At 50.3% G+C, this 15,902-nt stretch carries 15 protein-coding genes; 7 read left to right on the top strand and 8 right to left on the bottom strand.

Annotated elements, in window-relative coordinates:
• Positions 1-11: 11 nt before the first annotated feature.
• The 4 genes from pqiA (at position 12) to rmf (ending at position 3,893) form a co-directional block, all read left to right on the top strand.
• Positions 12-1,265: a membrane integrity-associated transporter subunit PqiA gene (gene pqiA / locus FTE26_RS19575; protein WP_000333176.1), complete on the top strand. Its 1,254-nt coding sequence runs from the start codon at positions 12-14 to the stop codon at positions 1,263-1,265.
• A 4-nt stretch (positions 1,266-1,269) separates the two neighbouring features.
• A complete protein-coding gene (gene pqiB / locus FTE26_RS19570) occupies positions 1,270-2,910 on the top strand; it encodes an intermembrane transport protein PqiB (RefSeq protein ID WP_000445533.1) in 1,641 nt (546 codons plus the stop codon).
• The gene (pqiC, locus tag FTE26_RS19565; RefSeq protein WP_000759123.1) at positions 2,907-3,470 is read left to right on the top strand and encodes a membrane integrity-associated transporter subunit PqiC; all 564 of its coding nucleotides are present in this window, start codon (positions 2,907-2,909) and stop codon (positions 3,468-3,470) included. Before pqiB ends, pqiC begins: the two co-directional genes overlap by 4 nt.
• Before the next feature lie 255 nt (positions 3,471-3,725).
• Positions 3,726-3,893, top strand: a complete 168-nt coding sequence (gene rmf / locus FTE26_RS19560; protein WP_000828648.1) for a ribosome modulation factor — start codon at positions 3,726-3,728, stop codon at positions 3,891-3,893.
• 69 nt (positions 3,894-3,962) lie between these two features.
• On the opposite strand, the gene fabA is transcribed toward rmf, so the two are convergent.
• Complete coding sequence (gene fabA / locus FTE26_RS19555) at positions 3,963-4,481, bottom strand: bifunctional 3-hydroxydecanoyl-ACP dehydratase/trans-2-decenoyl-ACP isomerase (RefSeq protein ID WP_000227927.1); 519 nt, start codon at positions 4,479-4,481, stop codon at positions 3,963-3,965.
• Positions 4,482-4,549: 68 nt separating this feature from the next.
• Positions 4,550-6,310, bottom strand: coding sequence for an AAA family ATPase (locus FTE26_RS19550; RefSeq protein WP_000156526.1), 1,761 nt, complete (start codon positions 6,308-6,310; stop codon positions 4,550-4,552).
• 185 nt (positions 6,311-6,495) lie between these two features.
• Between FTE26_RS19550 and matP the strand changes: the two genes are divergently transcribed.
• Positions 6,496-6,948 (top strand): macrodomain Ter protein MatP, encoded by a 453-nt coding sequence (gene matP, locus FTE26_RS19545; protein ID WP_000877161.1) that lies wholly within the window; start codon positions 6,496-6,498, stop codon positions 6,946-6,948.
• 75 nt (positions 6,949-7,023) lie between these two features.
• Here matP and ompA read toward each other — a convergent pair whose 3' ends face one another.
• Together ompA and sulA are read right to left on the bottom strand one after the other, a co-directional pair.
• Entirely contained in the window at positions 7,024-8,076 is a 1,053-nt protein-coding gene (ompA, locus tag FTE26_RS19540) for a porin OmpA (protein WP_000750419.1), read from the bottom strand.
• A gap of 356 nt (positions 8,077-8,432) precedes the next feature.
• A complete protein-coding gene (gene sulA / locus FTE26_RS19535) occupies positions 8,433-8,942 on the bottom strand; it encodes an SOS-induced cell division inhibitor SulA (protein ID WP_000288710.1) in 510 nt (169 codons plus the stop codon).
• A gap of 218 nt (positions 8,943-9,160) precedes the next feature.
• Here sulA and sxy point away from each other — a divergent pair, with 218 nt between their 5' ends.
• Positions 9,161-9,790: a CRP-S regulon transcriptional coactivator Sxy gene (gene sxy / locus FTE26_RS19530; protein WP_000839153.1), complete on the top strand. Its 630-nt coding sequence runs from the start codon at positions 9,161-9,163 to the stop codon at positions 9,788-9,790.
• Here the strand turns inward: sxy and yccS are convergent.
• Positions 9,753-11,915 (bottom strand): YccS family putative transporter, encoded by a 2,163-nt coding sequence (gene yccS, locus FTE26_RS19525; protein ID WP_000875015.1) that lies wholly within the window; start codon positions 11,913-11,915, stop codon positions 9,753-9,755. The two genes, sxy and yccS, sit on opposite strands and share 38 nt — an antisense overlap.
• A gap of 9 nt (positions 11,916-11,924) precedes the next feature.
• Positions 11,925-12,371, bottom strand: coding sequence for a YccF domain-containing protein (locus FTE26_RS19520; protein ID WP_001261235.1), 447 nt, complete (start codon positions 12,369-12,371; stop codon positions 11,925-11,927).
• 122 nt (positions 12,372-12,493) lie between these two features.
• On the opposite strand from FTE26_RS19520, the gene helD reads away from it, so the two are divergent.
• Positions 12,494-14,548, top strand: a complete 2,055-nt coding sequence (gene helD / locus FTE26_RS19515) for a DNA helicase IV (RefSeq protein ID WP_001297106.1) — start codon at positions 12,494-12,496, stop codon at positions 14,546-14,548.
• A 31-nt stretch (positions 14,549-14,579) separates the two neighbouring features.
• Here helD and mgsA read toward each other — a convergent pair whose 3' ends face one another.
• Both mgsA and FTE26_RS19505 read right to left on the bottom strand, forming a co-directional pair.
• A complete protein-coding gene (mgsA, locus tag FTE26_RS19510) occupies positions 14,580-15,038 on the bottom strand; it encodes a methylglyoxal synthase (protein ID WP_000424181.1) in 459 nt (152 codons plus the stop codon).
• A 95-nt stretch (positions 15,039-15,133) separates the two neighbouring features.
• Positions 15,134-15,796: a DUF2057 family protein gene (locus FTE26_RS19505; protein ID WP_000847791.1), complete on the bottom strand. Its 663-nt coding sequence runs from the start codon at positions 15,794-15,796 to the stop codon at positions 15,134-15,136.
• Between the last annotated feature and the right edge of the window lie 106 nt (positions 15,797-15,902).

The raw sequence follows: 15,902 nt of genomic DNA, 5'->3' as shown, positions 1-15,902 counted from the left end.
AAGGAGTACCAATGTGCGAACATCATCATGCCGCGAAGCACATCCTGTGCTCGCAGTGTGACATGCTGGTGGCGTTACCGCGCCTTGAGCATGGTCAGAAAGCGGCATGTCCCCGGTGTGGCACAACGTTAACCGTGGCGTGGGATGCCCCTCGGCAGCGTCCCACCGCCTATGCGTTGGCTGCACTGTTCATGCTGTTGCTGTCCAACTTGTTTCCTTTTGTGAATATGAACGTTGCAGGAGTTACCAGTGAAATTACATTACTGGAAATTCCCGGCGTGCTTTTTTCTGAGGACTACGCCAGCCTCGGCACCTTTTTCCTGTTGTTTGTGCAACTGGTTCCCGCGTTTTGTCTGATAACCATTCTGTTACTGGTGAATCGCGCGGAATTACCGGTCCGTTTAAAAGAGCAACTGGCACGGGTGCTTTTTCAACTCAAAACCTGGGGAATGGCGGAGATTTTCCTCGCTGGTGTGCTGGTCAGTTTCGTTAAACTGATGGCTTACGGCAGCATTGGGGTAGGCAGCAGCTTTCTCCCCTGGTGTTTATTTTGTGTCCTGCAACTGCGCGCTTTTCAGTGCGTTGATCGTCGCTGGTTATGGGACGACATCGCCCCGATGCCAGAACTGCGCCAGCCGCTAAAACCAGGCGTCACGGGGATACGTCAGGGGCTGCGTTCGTGCTCCTGTTGTACGGCAATCCTTCCTGCTGATGAACCCGTGTGCCCGCGTTGTAGTACCAAAGGGTACGTTCGGCGTAGAAACAGCCTGCAGTGGACACTCGCGCTGCTTGTAACGTCCATCATGCTGTATCTTCCGGCTAATATTTTGCCCATCATGGTGACGGATTTATTAGGCTCGAAGATGCCGTCGACGATTCTCGCTGGGGTCATTCTGTTATGGAGCGAAGGCTCTTATCCCGTCGCTGCGGTGATCTTTCTGGCCAGTATTATGGTGCCAACGTTAAAGATGATCGCAATCGCGTGGCTGTGTTGGGATGCCAAAGGGCATGGCAAGCGCGACAGTGAAAGAATGCATTTGATTTATGAAGTTGTTGAGTTTGTAGGCCGCTGGTCGATGATTGACGTTTTCGTTATCGCGGTGCTCTCGGCGCTGGTGCGTATGGGAGGTTTAATGAGTATTTATCCGGCAATGGGTGCATTAATGTTTGCTTTAGTCGTCATAATGACAATGTTTTCTGCTATGACGTTTGACCCGCGTTTGTCGTGGGATCGTCAACCTGAATCAGAGCATGAGGAGTCCTGACAGTATGGAATCTAATAATGGGGAAGCCAAAATCCAGAAAGTGAAGAACTGGTCTCCCGTGTGGATATTTCCTATCGTCACGGCGCTCATTGGGGCCTGGGTTCTTTTTTATCATTACAGCCATCAGGGACCGGAAGTGACCCTGATCACCGCGAATGCGGAAGGAATTGAAGGTGGCAAAACCACCATTAAAAGCCGTAGCGTTGACGTCGGCGTGGTTGAAAGCGCCACACTGGCTGATGATTTGACGCACGTTGAAATCAAAGCGCGGCTGAATTCCGGTATGGAAAAATTGCTGCATAAAGACACCGTCTTTTGGGTGGTGAAACCGCAGATTGGTCGCGAAGGGATTAGCGGCCTGGGAACGCTGCTGTCTGGAGTTTATATCGAACTGCAGCCAGGCGCGAAAGGCAGCAAAATGGATAAATACGATTTGCTGGACTCGCCACCGTTGGCCCCGCCTGATGCGAAAGGTATCCGTGTGATTCTCGATAGCAAAAAAGCCGGGCAGCTCTCGCCAGGAGATCCGGTGCTGTTCCGTGGCTATCGGGTAGGTTCGGTTGAAACCAGCACCTTCGATACACAAAAACGCAATATCAGCTATCAACTGTTCATCAATGCACCTTATGACCGACTGGTGACCAACAATGTTCGCTTCTGGAAAGATAGTGGCATTGCGGTTGATCTGACGTCAGCAGGGATGCGTGTGGAGATGGGCTCATTGACAACGCTGCTGAGTGGCGGTGTCAGCTTTGATGTGCCGGAAGGTCTGGATTTAGGGCAGCCAGTGGCACCGAAAACAGCTTTCGTTTTGTATGATGATCAGAAGAGCATTCAGGATTCGTTGTACACCGATCACATTGATTATCTGATGTTCTTTAAAGATTCGGTACGCGGTCTGCAACCGGGAGCTCCGGTAGAGTTCCGGGGTATTCGCCTGGGTACCGTAAGCAAAGTGCCATTCTTTGCGCCGAATATGCGTCAGACATTTAACGATGATTACCGTATTCCGGTACTGATTCGTATCGAGCCAGAGCGGCTGAAAATGCAGCTTGGCGAAAATGCGGATGTTGTTGAGCACCTTGGCGAATTGTTGAAACGTGGTTTACGCGGATCGCTGAAAACCGGAAACCTGGTCACTGGTGCACTGTATGTTGATCTCGATTTCTATCCAAATACGCCTGCAATAACCGGTATTCGTGAATTTAATGGTTATCAGATTATCCCGACCGTTAGCGGCGGCCTGGCGCAAATCCAGCAACGACTGATGGAAGCGTTGGATAAGATCAACAAACTGCCATTGAATCCGATGATTGAACAGGCAACCAGTACGCTTTCTGAAAGTCAGCGCACAATGAAAAACCTGCAAACGACGCTGGATAGCATGAACAAGATCCTCGCTAGCCAGTCGATGCAGCAGTTGCCGACGGATATGCAGTCAACGTTGCGTGAATTGAATCGCAGCATGCAGGGCTTCCAGCCTGGCTCCGCAGCCTACAACAAGATGGTGGCGGATATGCAGCGCCTTGATCAGGTGTTGCGAGAACTGCAACCGGTGCTGAAAACGCTCAATGAGAAGAGTAACGCGCTGGTATTTGAAGCGAAGGACAAAAAAGATCCAGAGCCGAAGAGGGCGAAACAATGAAAAAGTGGCTAGTGACGATTGCAGCACTGTGGCTGGCCGGATGCAGCTCCGGCGAAATTAATAAAAACTATTACCAGTTACCTGTGGTGCAGAGCGGTACACAAAGTACCGCCAGCCAGGGCAATCGTCTGTTATGGGTAGAGCAGGTCACTGTTCCTGACTATCTGGCGGGGAATGGTGTGGTTTATCAAACCAGTGATGTGAAGTATGTGATTGCCAACAACAACTTGTGGGCCAGCCCGTTGGATCAACAGTTGCGCAACACCCTGGTTGCCAACCTGAGTACGCAACTGCCCGGCTGGGTGGTTGCCTCCCAGCCTCTGGGAAGCGCCCAGGACACGCTCAATGTTACCGTAACGGAGTTTAACGGTCGCTATGATGGCAAGGTCATTGTCAGTGGTGAGTGGCTGTTGAACCACCAGGGACAACTGATCAAACGTCCGTTCCGTCTGGAAGGAGTGCAAACTCAGGATGGTTACGATGAGATGGTTAAAGTACTGGCCAGTGTCTGGAGTCAGGAAGCCGCTTCTATTGCGCAAGAGATAAAGCGTCTACCTTAATTATAAAGATTTGTAAATATAACCGTCTCCGGTATGTTGCCTGAGGCGGTTTTTTTGTTTCTAACGTGCGGAAAAATTTGTTCCTCTTCACATTTTTTGTACAACCGACATGCCCGTGTAGCTCACAAATATGACAGTGGCGTGAATTTTGCGCATTGACGGCAGTTATGATTCGCGGTATTGCTTAACTGTGATTGCACATTTAGTAATCACTGTTTTCTTTTCCACCAGAAACCAGTATGAGGGAAACGAGGCATGAAGAGACAAAAACGAGATCGCCTGGAACGGGCACATCAACGTGGTTATCAGGCCGGCATCGCCGGACGCTCAAAAGAAATGTGTCCCTATCAGACGCTGAATCAAAGGTCACAATGGCTGGGAGGCTGGCGAGAAGCCATGGCGGACAGGGTAGTAATGGCCTGATTCTGTCTCTTTAAAAAGAAACCTCCGCATTGCGGAGGTTTCGCCTTTTGATACTCTGTCTGATTATAATCAGAAGGCAGACGTATCCTGGAACAGACCGACTTTCAGGTCGCTGGCGGTATAGATAAGACGACCATCAACCAGCACTTCGCCATCCGCCAGGCCCATAATCAGACGACGGTTAACAATGCGTTTAAAGTGAATACGGTAGGTCACTTTTTTCGCTGTCGGCAGTACCTGACCAGTGAATTTCACTTCGCCAACGCCCAGCGCGCGGCCTTTACCTTCGCCGCCCAGCCAGCCGAGGTAGAACCCTACCAGCTGCCACATTGCGTCCAGGCCCAGGCATCCCGGCATAACCGGATCGCCAATAAAGTGGCATCCGAAGAACCACAGATCCGGATTGATATCCAGTTCTGCTTCAACATACCCTTTGTCGAAGTTACCACCCGTTTCGGTCATTTTGACCACACGGTCCATCATCAGCATGTTCGGTGCTGGCAATTGCGGGCCTTTAGCGCCAAACAGTTCACCGCGACCAGAGGCAAGAAGGTCTTCTTTTGTATAGGATTCGCGTTTATCTACCATGTTCTCTGTAAGCCTTATTTTATTGAAGCACGCAGGATAGCTAACACGTGTACGCTGAACAAGTCCGATCAGTTCGGAATAAACCAGTTCAGCCAACGTAATGGCCATGGAAAACGGTGACGTCCTTCCTGTTGCGATGCTTGCGCGATACGTTCCTGGATGGTTTGCATCAGCGTCGTTTGGCCTTCGCCATCCCACACCAGATTTAATAATAACGGCAGTGCGTCAGTCACATCGTCTACTGCCCAGATGGTGAATTTGCCTTCTTCTACCGCTTTCACCAGTTCACTGTGAAGACTTAAATGGCGAACGTTAGCTGTGGGGATAATGACACCTTGTTTCCCGGTTAACTCACGTTGCTGGCAAATAGCAAAGAAGCCTTCGATTTTCTCATTTAAACCACCGACCGGCTGGGCGCGACCGAACTGATCGACTGAACCTGTGATAGCGATACTCTGATTCACCGGCACATCGGCGAGGGCGCTTATCAGGGCGCAGAGTTCAGCCATCGAGGCACTATCTCCATCAACTTCACTGTATGACTGCTCAAATGTCAGCGATGCTGAGAAGGGGATCTGTTGCTCAAGCTGTAGTTCCGACATCAGGAACGCTTGCATGATCATCATCCCTTTCGCATGGATATTGCCGCCAAGCTCCGCTTTGCGTTCGATGTCGGTGAATTCACCATCGCCAATATGCACAACGCAGCTAATGCGAGAAGGTTCGCCAAAAGCGCGTGGATGACCCGGAAATTCAATGACCGAAAGGGCGTTAATTTGCCCGATGCGTTCGCCTTCGGTTTCAATCAGGATTTGCTCCTGAAGGATCTCATCCTGCATACGTTCAGCGAGGAAACCTTCGCGCCATTCACGCTGCTGCAGCATTAAGTTTAGCTGCTCGCCGGAGAAGGTGTCGCCATCACACAGGGAGGCGACCTCTTTACACTGGCGGAGGATCCACTGCGGGCTAAGCGGAAGTGTTTCTTGTTCACCGGTGTAGCGTGCTGCTTCGCGGATAAGTACCGGCCAGGCATCCGCTCCCGGTGCAGGTAAGTGATTATGTCTGGCGGTAAATGTCACCCAGCGACACCACTGGGTTACTGACTCTGCATCGACAATCTGCAGAGTATCTTCAAATTCGCTATAAATAGCCTGCTCTGAAAGCTCTGGCTCCATCTCCTGGAAATCAGCCAATGATTCGCGTTCGCCTACCAGAATGACTTTCAGCTTCAATGGCATCGAAGGCACAGAGACGGGGAGAGGGCGCGACTCATCAAACGCAACCCAGTCAAAACGCTCGCGGTTAACGATATTTTTCAGCCGCATCCACAGCAGAGGTTGCGCCAGCAGTGTACGCAAAGAGATGATGAGAATACCGCCATTTGCCTGATGCACCAGACCAGGCTGCAGGGTAATGTCGCCATTAAACTGGCGCAGGCAGCCAAAGAGTTGCTCCGCTTCTACCCAGTCGGCAGCGACAACTTGCGTTAAAGTCGCAAAATTATCATCTGCACTCACTGCGTGACGTAAGCGGATGGAGTGGCCGGAAACCTCATAGTGACCGCCCACCAGTTGGCCTGCATCGCTTTGTAGCGTACGCGCGGCATTGGCAATAAGATTCAGATACTCAGACTCTTCCGGGGCCTTCGCCAGCATAAAAGAGGAGGATGCTCGCGTATGCAGCAACTGCTCCAGTGCGAATTGCAGTCGCGGTTGAGTATCACTGAATAAAGGATCGTTTTCGTCAATCAAATGTGGCTGAGCAAATATTTCCTGATAGCTATCGGTATCAGGAACCAGGTCACGCCATGCAAGTTTCGTAATGGTCAAAGTTGATGTTTTTTAGTCTGTTGTCAAAGCCGCGATTATACCGTAACCGGCACTACAGCACACGTAGAAAGCACCGACAATACTCCTGGCATGGGCGTTAAAGCTCACAGGATGGAGATTCTTTTCTTCACTGGCCTAAAAAGCTGATATTCTGTAAAGAGTTACACGGTAACATTGAGATCGCTATGAAATATCAACAACTTGAAAATCTTGAAAGCGGTTGGAAATGGAAGTATCTGGTGAAGAAGCATCGCGAAGGGGAGTTAATCACCCGTTACATAGAAGCCAGTGCCGCCCAGGAAGCCGTCGATGTGTTGCTCTCGCTGGAAAATGAACCCGTGCTGGTAAATGGCTGGATTGACAAGCATATGAATCCGGAACTGGTCAATCGCATGAAGCAAACCATTCGGGCAAGACGAAAGCGCCATTTTAATGCGGAACACCAGCATACGCGCAAAAAATCGATCGATCTGGAATTTATTGTCTGGCAACGTCTGGCTGGTCTTGCGCAGCGTCGCGGTAAAACGCTTTCTGAAACGATTGTTCAGCTGATTGAAGATGCGGAAAACAAAGAGAAATACGCGAATAAAATGTCTTCTCTGAAGCAGGATCTGCAGGCATTGCTGGGTAAGGAATAACTGACGAAAGTCAGTTCAATTTACTAAAGGCAAAAAAAACCCCGCAGCAGCGGGGTTTTTCTACCAGACGAGAACTTAAGCTTGCGGCTGAGTTACAACGTCTTTGATACCTTTAACTTCGATCTCTACGCGACGATCCGGAGCCAGGCAGTCGATCAGTGCAGCACGCTGTTTCACGTTGTCACAGGTGTTGCCAGTAACCGGGTTGGATTCGCCCATACCACGTGCGGAGATCTTGTCTGCCGGGATACCTTTGGAGATCAGGTAATCAACAACAGACTGAGCACGGCGCTCGGACAGACCCTGGTTGTAAGCGTCAGAACCGATGCGGTCAGTGTAACCCAGAACAACTACGGAACCGTCTTTCGGATCCAGGTTGCTCAGCTGGCTGTACAGCTGATCCAGAGCAGCCTGACCTTCCGGTTTCAGGGTTGCTTTGTTGAAGTTGAACAGAACGTCAGACTTCAGAGTGAAGTGCTTGGTCTGTACTTCCGGTGCCGGAGCTGGAGCCGGAGCAACTACCGGAGCTGCTTCGCCCTGACCGAAACGGTAGGAAACACCCAGGCTCAGCAGACCGTTGTCCGGACGAGTACCGATGGTGTTTGCGTCACCGATGTTGTTGGTCCACTGGTATTCCAGACGGGTAGCGATTTCAGGAGTGATCGCGTACTCAACACCACCTGCGAAAACCGGAGAAACGCCAGTGTCGTGGTCTTTAAAGGATGCGCCACCAGGTACGTTAGCCTTGGTGTCTGCACGCCATACCATACCACCCAGACGAGTGTATACGTCCAGATCGTCAGTGATTGGGTAACCCAGTTTAGCAGTCAGTTGAACGCCCTGAGCTTTGTATGCTCCGTTGATGTTGTCGCCTTTGTACGGCATACGACCTAACCAGTCGTAACCCATTTCAAAACCAACATACGGGTTAACCTGGTAACCACCAAAAGCACCTGCACCCAGTTGGTTTTCGTGGGTCGGACCATTGTTAGGAATAAAACCAGTGTCATGGTACTGGGACCAGCCCAGTTTAGCACCAGTGTACCAGGTGTTATCTTTCGGAGCGGCCTGCGCTACGGTAGCGAAACCAGCCAGTGCCACTGCAATCGCGATAGCTGTCTTTTTCATTTTTTGCGCCTCGTTATCATCCAAAATACGCCATGAATATCTCCAACGAGATAACACGGTTAAATCCTTCACCGGGGGATCTGCTCAATATTAACTCTACCGATATCTTCGGCTTATGCCGAGCACCCCTGGCGATGTAAAGTCTACAACGTAGTTGAAAACTTACAAGTGTGAACTCCGTCAGGCATATGAAAAAAAAGTCTTGTATAAGGTATGTTTAATCTTTTTTGTCAGCGACAATTTACAGAAGAAAATCGCGGAAACCGCTTCAGACAAGCCTCCGCAAGGAAAATTAGTCACGACTGAAAGCATTGGCTGGGCGACAAAAAAAGTTCCAGGATTAATCCTAAATTTACTTAATGATACAAATTAGAGTGAATTTTTAGCCCGGAAAGTTGTCTCGTGGCGTGAGAGGATGCGCTTACCGGACGCATAATAAACCCCATAGCGTTACCTTCATTTGCCGCATCAACAAGTTCAGCATGCTCTTCTTCAGTCAAATCATCTGCCAACCAACCGATCACCACACTGTAATTGCCCGTGCGTAAAGCGCGAACCATTGACTCCACAGTGTGGCAAGGGGAGAGCTGGCTAATCTGCATTACTTTCGTTAAGGGTAGCCCAGATGCCTGAACCCATTCCCGACTCAGTTTTTGTTGCGGTGTTAACCAGAGTTGCCAGCGCGATTGCTGACCGAGTTGCTGTAACAATGGCAACAGTAGAAGTTGCGTCATCATGGGCTGATCTTCGCGATAGACAACTTCACTGATAAGCCCGGCTGTAGTGTTTTCCGTAGAGACACGCGCAATTTTACTTGCTGCGGATGAGAACGACGAAGAACGATGTGCATAGCCTGAAGTGTACATAATCAATCCAGCCCCTGTGAGTTACTGTATGGATATACAGTACATCCAGTGACAACAAAGATCAACCCTATTTTCGGAAAGAGCCTCGCAAATTTTGTCGTTGGTGACGGGAAAACATAAATTAATCTTGCCCCTTAAGAATAAGTTGCCTATTTTCGTAGTTAACGGATCCGTTAATGTGAATCATTCTTTTATGTTATGATTTTAAAAGGAATTTTATGAAAAGCCTCTCCTATAAGCGGATCTATAAATCACAAGAATACCTGGCAACGTTGGGCACAATTGAATACCGATCATTGTTTGGCAGTTACAGCCTGACCGTTGACGACACGGTGTTTGCGATGGTTTCTGATGGTGAGTTGTATCTTCGGGCTTGTGAGCAAAGTGCACAGTACTGTGTAAAACATCCGCCTGTCTGGCTGACATATAAAAAGTGTGGCCGATCCGTTACCCTCAATTACTATCGGGTTGATGAAAGTCTATGGCGAAATCAACTGAAGCTGGTGCGTCTGTCGAAATATTCTCTCGATGCAGCGCTGAAAGAGAAAAGCACGCGCAATACCCGGGAAAGACTGAAAGATTTGCCCAATATGTCTTTTCATCTGGAAGCGATTCTCGGGGAGGTGGGGATTAAGGATGTACGGGCGTTACGTATACTTGGGGCAAAAATGTGTTGGTTGCGACTGCGGCAGCAAAACAGTCTGGTGACAGAAAAGATTCTGTTTATGCTTGAAGGTGCCATTATCGGCATTCATGAAGCTGCGCTCCCGGTGGCACGCCGCCAGGAGCTTGCAGAATGGGCTGACTCTCTTACGCCGAAACAGGAGTTTCCTGCGGAACTTGAGTAATCTGGCGTTGCAGACGACCAATCTCAGGCAGTAATGCAATCAATAATCCAACTTGTTGTACGACCAGAGGTTCTTTGCTGTCTGCCCGTGGTTCAAGTTGCTGCATCCGCTGTTTCAGGCTAGCTAATGCCTCATTGACGCGTTCTTCATCAGCAGGTTGATGATGTAACGCGTCATCAACATAGCAAACTGCGTCATCAAGAAACGCCAGAATTTCAGGATTAGTTAACTGCTCCCGGTGAGCACCGAGGGCTGAGATATAGCTGGTAAACGTATGGTTAAGGCACAGCAACCGAAACGCGGCTTCGCGAATTTGCGGGGTAACGTTCGGCTCGCTGGACATATTTGATACCACCGACGCCAGCTCAGCATCACGGTTGTGTGCATCGCGGCGGGCAATACGATACGCCAGACGGTTATCACGCCCCTGATGGTATTGCTCCAGTATGGCATCGAGATACCGACAGTTGGCCTCTGTGGCGCGTTCGAGCATGCGCGGCAGATTGCGAAACTGCCAGTCAGGCCAGATGTAGCTCACTGCCGCCCACGCAATGGCACAACCAATCAGCGTATCGATTACGCGAGGTAACGCTACTTCAAAACCTTCACCCAGTAAGTTAAAACACAGTAGCACCAAAAGTGTGATGAACATCGTTGCATGAGCGTATTGCACGTTACGGAAGGCAAAAAAGAGCACGCCGGTAATAACCAGCAGCACCAGCTGCCCTTCCAGTGATGGCACAAACCACAGCACAGGAATGCCAATGGCGATACCTACCAGCGTACCAATAATCCTTAACTTCAGGCGGTGGCGCGTGGCGTTATAGTTTGGCTGGCAGACAAACAAACTTGTCAGCAAGATCCAATACCCGTGATGCATTCCGGTTATTTGAATGATGGCGTAGCCGAAGCACAACACCAGCGACATTCTTACCGCATGACGGAAGAGGGCGGATTCCGGCGTGAAGTGACGGCTAAGACGCAGCCAGATATCACTCAACCCGTGCGGGCTGTCATCAGCGAGCTCATTTTCGTCATTATTATGGGGTAGTGCCTGGGCCTGTTCTGATTCAATTGTTGCCAGTTGGGCATCAATGGCGCGTAAATTGTTCAGCAAAAATCCCAGTGTTTTGAGTAAATCGGCGGGTGCGCCGTTATCGCGCATCCGCTCCAGCGCAGCATCAATATGCGTAAAAGCGCGCTCAAAATGCGGATCATGTTGATAAGGCTGACGCAGCAAAATACAGCGTGACAGTTGCTGGCACGCCTGGCCCTGCATCGACATCAGCCGCTGAAAACGGAACAGCACGTCGCTGTGGCGAAAATGTTCACGCAATGTTTGATACTGAATATGAGAAGAGCTGGCACGCTCGTGAATATCCTGCGCGACAAAGTAATAATGCAGCGTGCGACGCGTTCCCCGTTGACCACGATCGCCACGTAAGCGGGTCAGCAGCGAGAGTTTCGTCTGATTCAATGTCGCCATCAGTTGTCCGTTGGCGAGAGCCAAATCGTACAGCGGTGCCTGGCTTTCATCTTCAATATCAGGATCAAACATGCGCGACTTGAGCTCAAGATAACGCGCCAGTTGTTCATAGCAACGCGCCAGGTTGTCCTGCAGCGGGCGGACCGGGAACAGCAGATGACCAATAAGTGTCAGGACGTTGTACCAGACGGCACCGGCCAGCAGATAAATCGGCTGCTGATACCAGTGCTCATAAAGTGATGTTCCCAACATAGTGTAAATGGCGATCAGCAATGCACCGAAGGCAATTGTTGCATAGCGTTGACCCAGACCGCCGAGCAAAATGAAGCCGCTGGTAGAGAGCGTTAAGCCAATCGCAAATAGCCAGGGCCAGGGAAACAGCAATTCTACTGAGGCCGAGGCGATAAAAAAGCAGAACAGCGTAATGATGAGGTTACGCAAACGTCCCGCCAGTCGGTCATCGAGATCGGTCAGCGCCGCTGCCACCATCCCCAGCGTTAGCGGAATCGTCAGTTTTACATCACCCAGCCACCACGGAAACGCTGTGGTTCCACAAAGCGCAATAAAAATACGCGCGTAATACAGCCAGGCGCTGTTCCAGGTATAGCGTTTGAGCAAAGGACTTAGCATAAAGGCCATATTAGTGGATTATTCAAAACGACGACGTGCATTGGCTTCACGCGCAGCTTGCGCTGTTTCTACCGATACCACGCGACGACCAACCGGCCATAGTGCAATAGCGGCAATTTTAAAGTTCGCAATGCCGACAGGAATGCCAATGATTGAAATACATTGTGCGATGCCCGTTGCAATGTGCATCAGGCATAACCACCAGCCAAAGAAAATCAGCCAGAAAATATTCAATACCGTACCGCCAGTATTCAGCAGTACATTTTTGCCAGCCGGGTTCAGTTCATCGACATGAATAGCTTCATTGCCATAAGGCACCAGAGACAGTTTAGTGATCTCCCAGCAGGATCGTGTCAGCGGTAAGGTAAAAATCAGCACAATACTGACCAGAGTCGCCAACAGCCAGCCCAGAGTGGTGGCAAATCCGCCAAGCACAAAGTTCAGAATGTTCAAAACGGTACGCATAAAACCTCGCTTTACTGTGGTTTTCAGTAATGGGCGGCAATTGTAACGTTTTTTTGGGCTGGAGCACGTTTTCTCTGACGGTTACACTGATAAGAAATAATTTCGTGTGGATCTACAGAGTCATGGAACTGAAAGCGACAACGCTTGGAAAACGTCTGGCACAGCACCCTTACGATCGGGCGGTGATCCTCAATGCCGGGATTAAAGTCTCCGGCGATCGCCACGAATACCTTATTCCTTTCAATCAATTACTGGCGATTCACTGTAAGCGCGGTCTGGTATGGGGCGAGCTGGAATTTGTACTGCCGGACGAAAAAGTGGTGCGTCTGCACGGCACCGAATGGGGCGAGACGCAGCGTTTTTACCATCATCTTGATGCTCACTGGCGGCGGTGGAGTGGCGAGATGAGCGAAATTGCGTCTGGTGTTTTACGCCAGCAACTGGATTTGATTGCCACGCGCACTGGAGAAAATAAATGGCTGACGCGTGAGCAAACCTCTGGCGTTCAGCAACAAATCCGCCAGGCTTTGTCGGCGTTGCCGTTGCCGGTTAACCGACTGGAAGAATTCGATAACTGCCGTGAGGCGTGGCGTAAATGTCAGGCCTGGTTGAAAGATATTGAAAGCGCTCGGTTGCAGCATAACCAGGCGTATACCGAAGCCATGCTTACCGAGTATGCGGATTTTTTCCGCCAGGTCGAGTCTTCACCGCTGAATCCGGCGCAGGCCCGGGCAGTCGTTAATGGCGAGCATTCTCTGTTAGTGCTGGCAGGTGCAGGAAGCGGAAAAACGTCGGTGCTGGTGGCCCGTGCAGGCTGGTTGCTGGCGCGTGGTGAAGCGTCCCCTGAGCAAATTTTATTGCTGGCGTTTGGTCGCAAAGCCGCTGAAGAGATGGACGAGCGTATTCGCGAACGGCTACATACCGAAGACATTACCGCACGCACGTTTCATGCGCTGGCGCTGCATATTATTCAGCAGGGCAGCAAAAAAGTTCCGATAGTCAGCAAACTGGAAAATGATACCGCTGCCCGTCATGAACTCTTTATTGCTGAGTGGCGCAAGCAATGCAGCGAAAAGAAAGCGCAGGCGAAGGGCTGGCGGCAATGGCTGACGGAAGAAATGCAGTGGTCAGTGCCAGAAGGTAACTTCTGGGATGATGAAAAATTACAGCGTCGTCTTGCATCACGCCTCGATCGTTGGGTAAGTCTGATGCGGATGCACGGTGGTGCACAGGCAGAAATGATTGCCAGTGCACCCGAAGAGATTCGCGATCTGTTCAGTAAACGTATCAAGTTGATGGCCCCGTTATTAAAAGCCTGGAAAGGTGCGCTGAAGGCAGAAAACGCTGTCGATTTTTCGGGCCTTATTCATCAGGCGATTGTGATTCTGGAGAAAGGTCGCTTTATCAGCCCGTGGAAGCATATTCTGGTTGATGAATTTCAGGATATCTCGCCGCAGCGGGCAGCGTTGTTAGCGGCATTACGCAAGCAAAACAGTCAGACGACGTTGTTCGCCGTTGGTGATGACTGGCAGGCGATTTACCGATTCAGCGGTGCGCAAATGTCGCTCACCACCGCTTTCCATGAAAACTTTGGTGAAGGCGATCGCTGTGATTTAGACACGACTTACCGTTTTAACAGTCGTATCGGTGAGGTGGCAAACCGGTTTATTCAGCAGAACCCAGGCCAGTTGAAAAAGCCGCTAAACAGCTTAACCAATGGAGACGAAAAAGCCGTCACGTTATTGGATGAGAGTCAACTTGACGCTTTGCTGGATAAGCTCTCTGGTTATGCCAAACCGGAAGAGCGCATTCTTATCCTGGCGCGTTACCATCACATGAGGCCTGCCAGCCTGGAAAAAGCGGCAACACGCTGGCCGAAGTTGCAAATCGACTTTATGACCATTCATGCCAGCAAAGGGCAACAGGCGGATTACGTCATCATCGTTGGCTTGCAGGAGGGAAGTGATGGTTTTCCGGCTGCGGCGCGGGAGTCGATTATGGAAGAGGCGCTACTGCCACCGGTTGAGGATTTCCCGGACGCTGAAGAACGGCGGTTAATGTACGTGGCGCTGACCCGGGCACGCCATCGGGTATGGGCACTGTTTAACAAAGAGAATCCCTCTCCCTTTGTGGAAATACTGAAAAATCTGGATGTGCCGGTGGCGAGAAAACCGTAAGAAACAGGTGGCGTTTGCCACCTGTGCAATATTACTTCAGACGGTCCGCGAGATAACGCTGATAATCGGGGATCAGAATATCGACCGCGTCGTTGAAATGCGGCGACTGGATTATGAAGTCTGCCGTTGCCACGTTGGTGGCGACCGGAATGTTCCATACCGTCGCCAGACGCAGCAAGGCTTTCACGTCAGGATCGTGCGGCACGGCATTTAGTGGATCCCAGAAGAAAATCAATACATCAATTTTCCCTTCTGAGATCAATGCGCCAACCTGCTGGTCACCCCCCATTGGGCCACTCAACATCGCGTTGACGTTCATGCCGGTCGCGCGGGAAATTAAGTTACCGGTAGTGCCTGTTGCATACAGTACGTGTTGTTCCAGTAACGGTTGATGCCGTTCCACCCAGCTCATCAGCATTTGTTTGCAGTGATCGTGTGCCACCAGCGCAATATGTTTCCGCGCAGGTAAAGTGCGAGTCGTCAGTTCCATAATGTACATCCGTAGTTAACTTTCCTACAGATTACTGTAAGCACTTATCGCTGCAAGATAAAGACCGAAAAAGCCTGCGCACAGGCACAAAAATCTCAGGAAGATGGTTGTTTTTCCGCCCACTGCAGGAAAGTATTTCGCGTTTGTGGGTCAGCCAGTTTAAACCAATACTTCAGCCGTTGTTCTGTGAGCACCTGAGACTGCGGTGGAATAGCATCCAGCTCGGAAACACCCGAGAGCAGCGTACTGTCATCTGCCATCATCGTGGCAAATTGCGGTAGTGAAGCGCGTTTCGCGGATTTGTTATAGCGTTCAACCTCGACCTCATAATCAATCGTTTTTGCCGTTGAGGTAATGGCGAGAATATCCAGCTTTACCGGAATCGGCGTCGCATCGCCATCCAACAATTCAAGGCGCGGCGCGGCATCAAAATGGTTAGCTTCCCGCTCATTCTCCAGGCGAGGCAGGCGAAAATTGACCTGGTTGATGAGCTGGGTATTAAAACTGACCACCAGCGGTGGGGAGATATACAGCCGTTCTTCACTATTGGAAAGATGAATCGTCTTCTCAACGCGAAACACTAACTGATGCGGTCCATTATCCAGTTCAATGCTGTCCGCACCGCGCAGCAGAGAGCTGGAAACCTTCTTGCCGTCGAGTACCAGAAGATCGACATCGGTTGAAAGCCGCAGCGTGGTGGCAAAAACGGATACCGGCAAACATAATGCAATCAAGGTGGTCACGATGCCGGTTTTCATAGGTAGCTCCTGTCAAAAGACCGCCCGAATAATAATGTGTCAAAATTTTTCTTTAATCATACTTACTAACATATAGACATATTTCCCGCTTTTGCTCTCATTCATT

Origin of the sequence: Escherichia sp. S10b (genome assembly GCF_028421345.1) — a bacterium.
Classification (GTDB): domain Bacteria; phylum Pseudomonadota; class Gammaproteobacteria; order Enterobacterales; family Enterobacteriaceae; genus ECMA0423.
The sequence above is the reverse complement of the archived record's forward strand: the minus strand, read 5'-3'. Positions and strand labels throughout refer to the sequence as shown.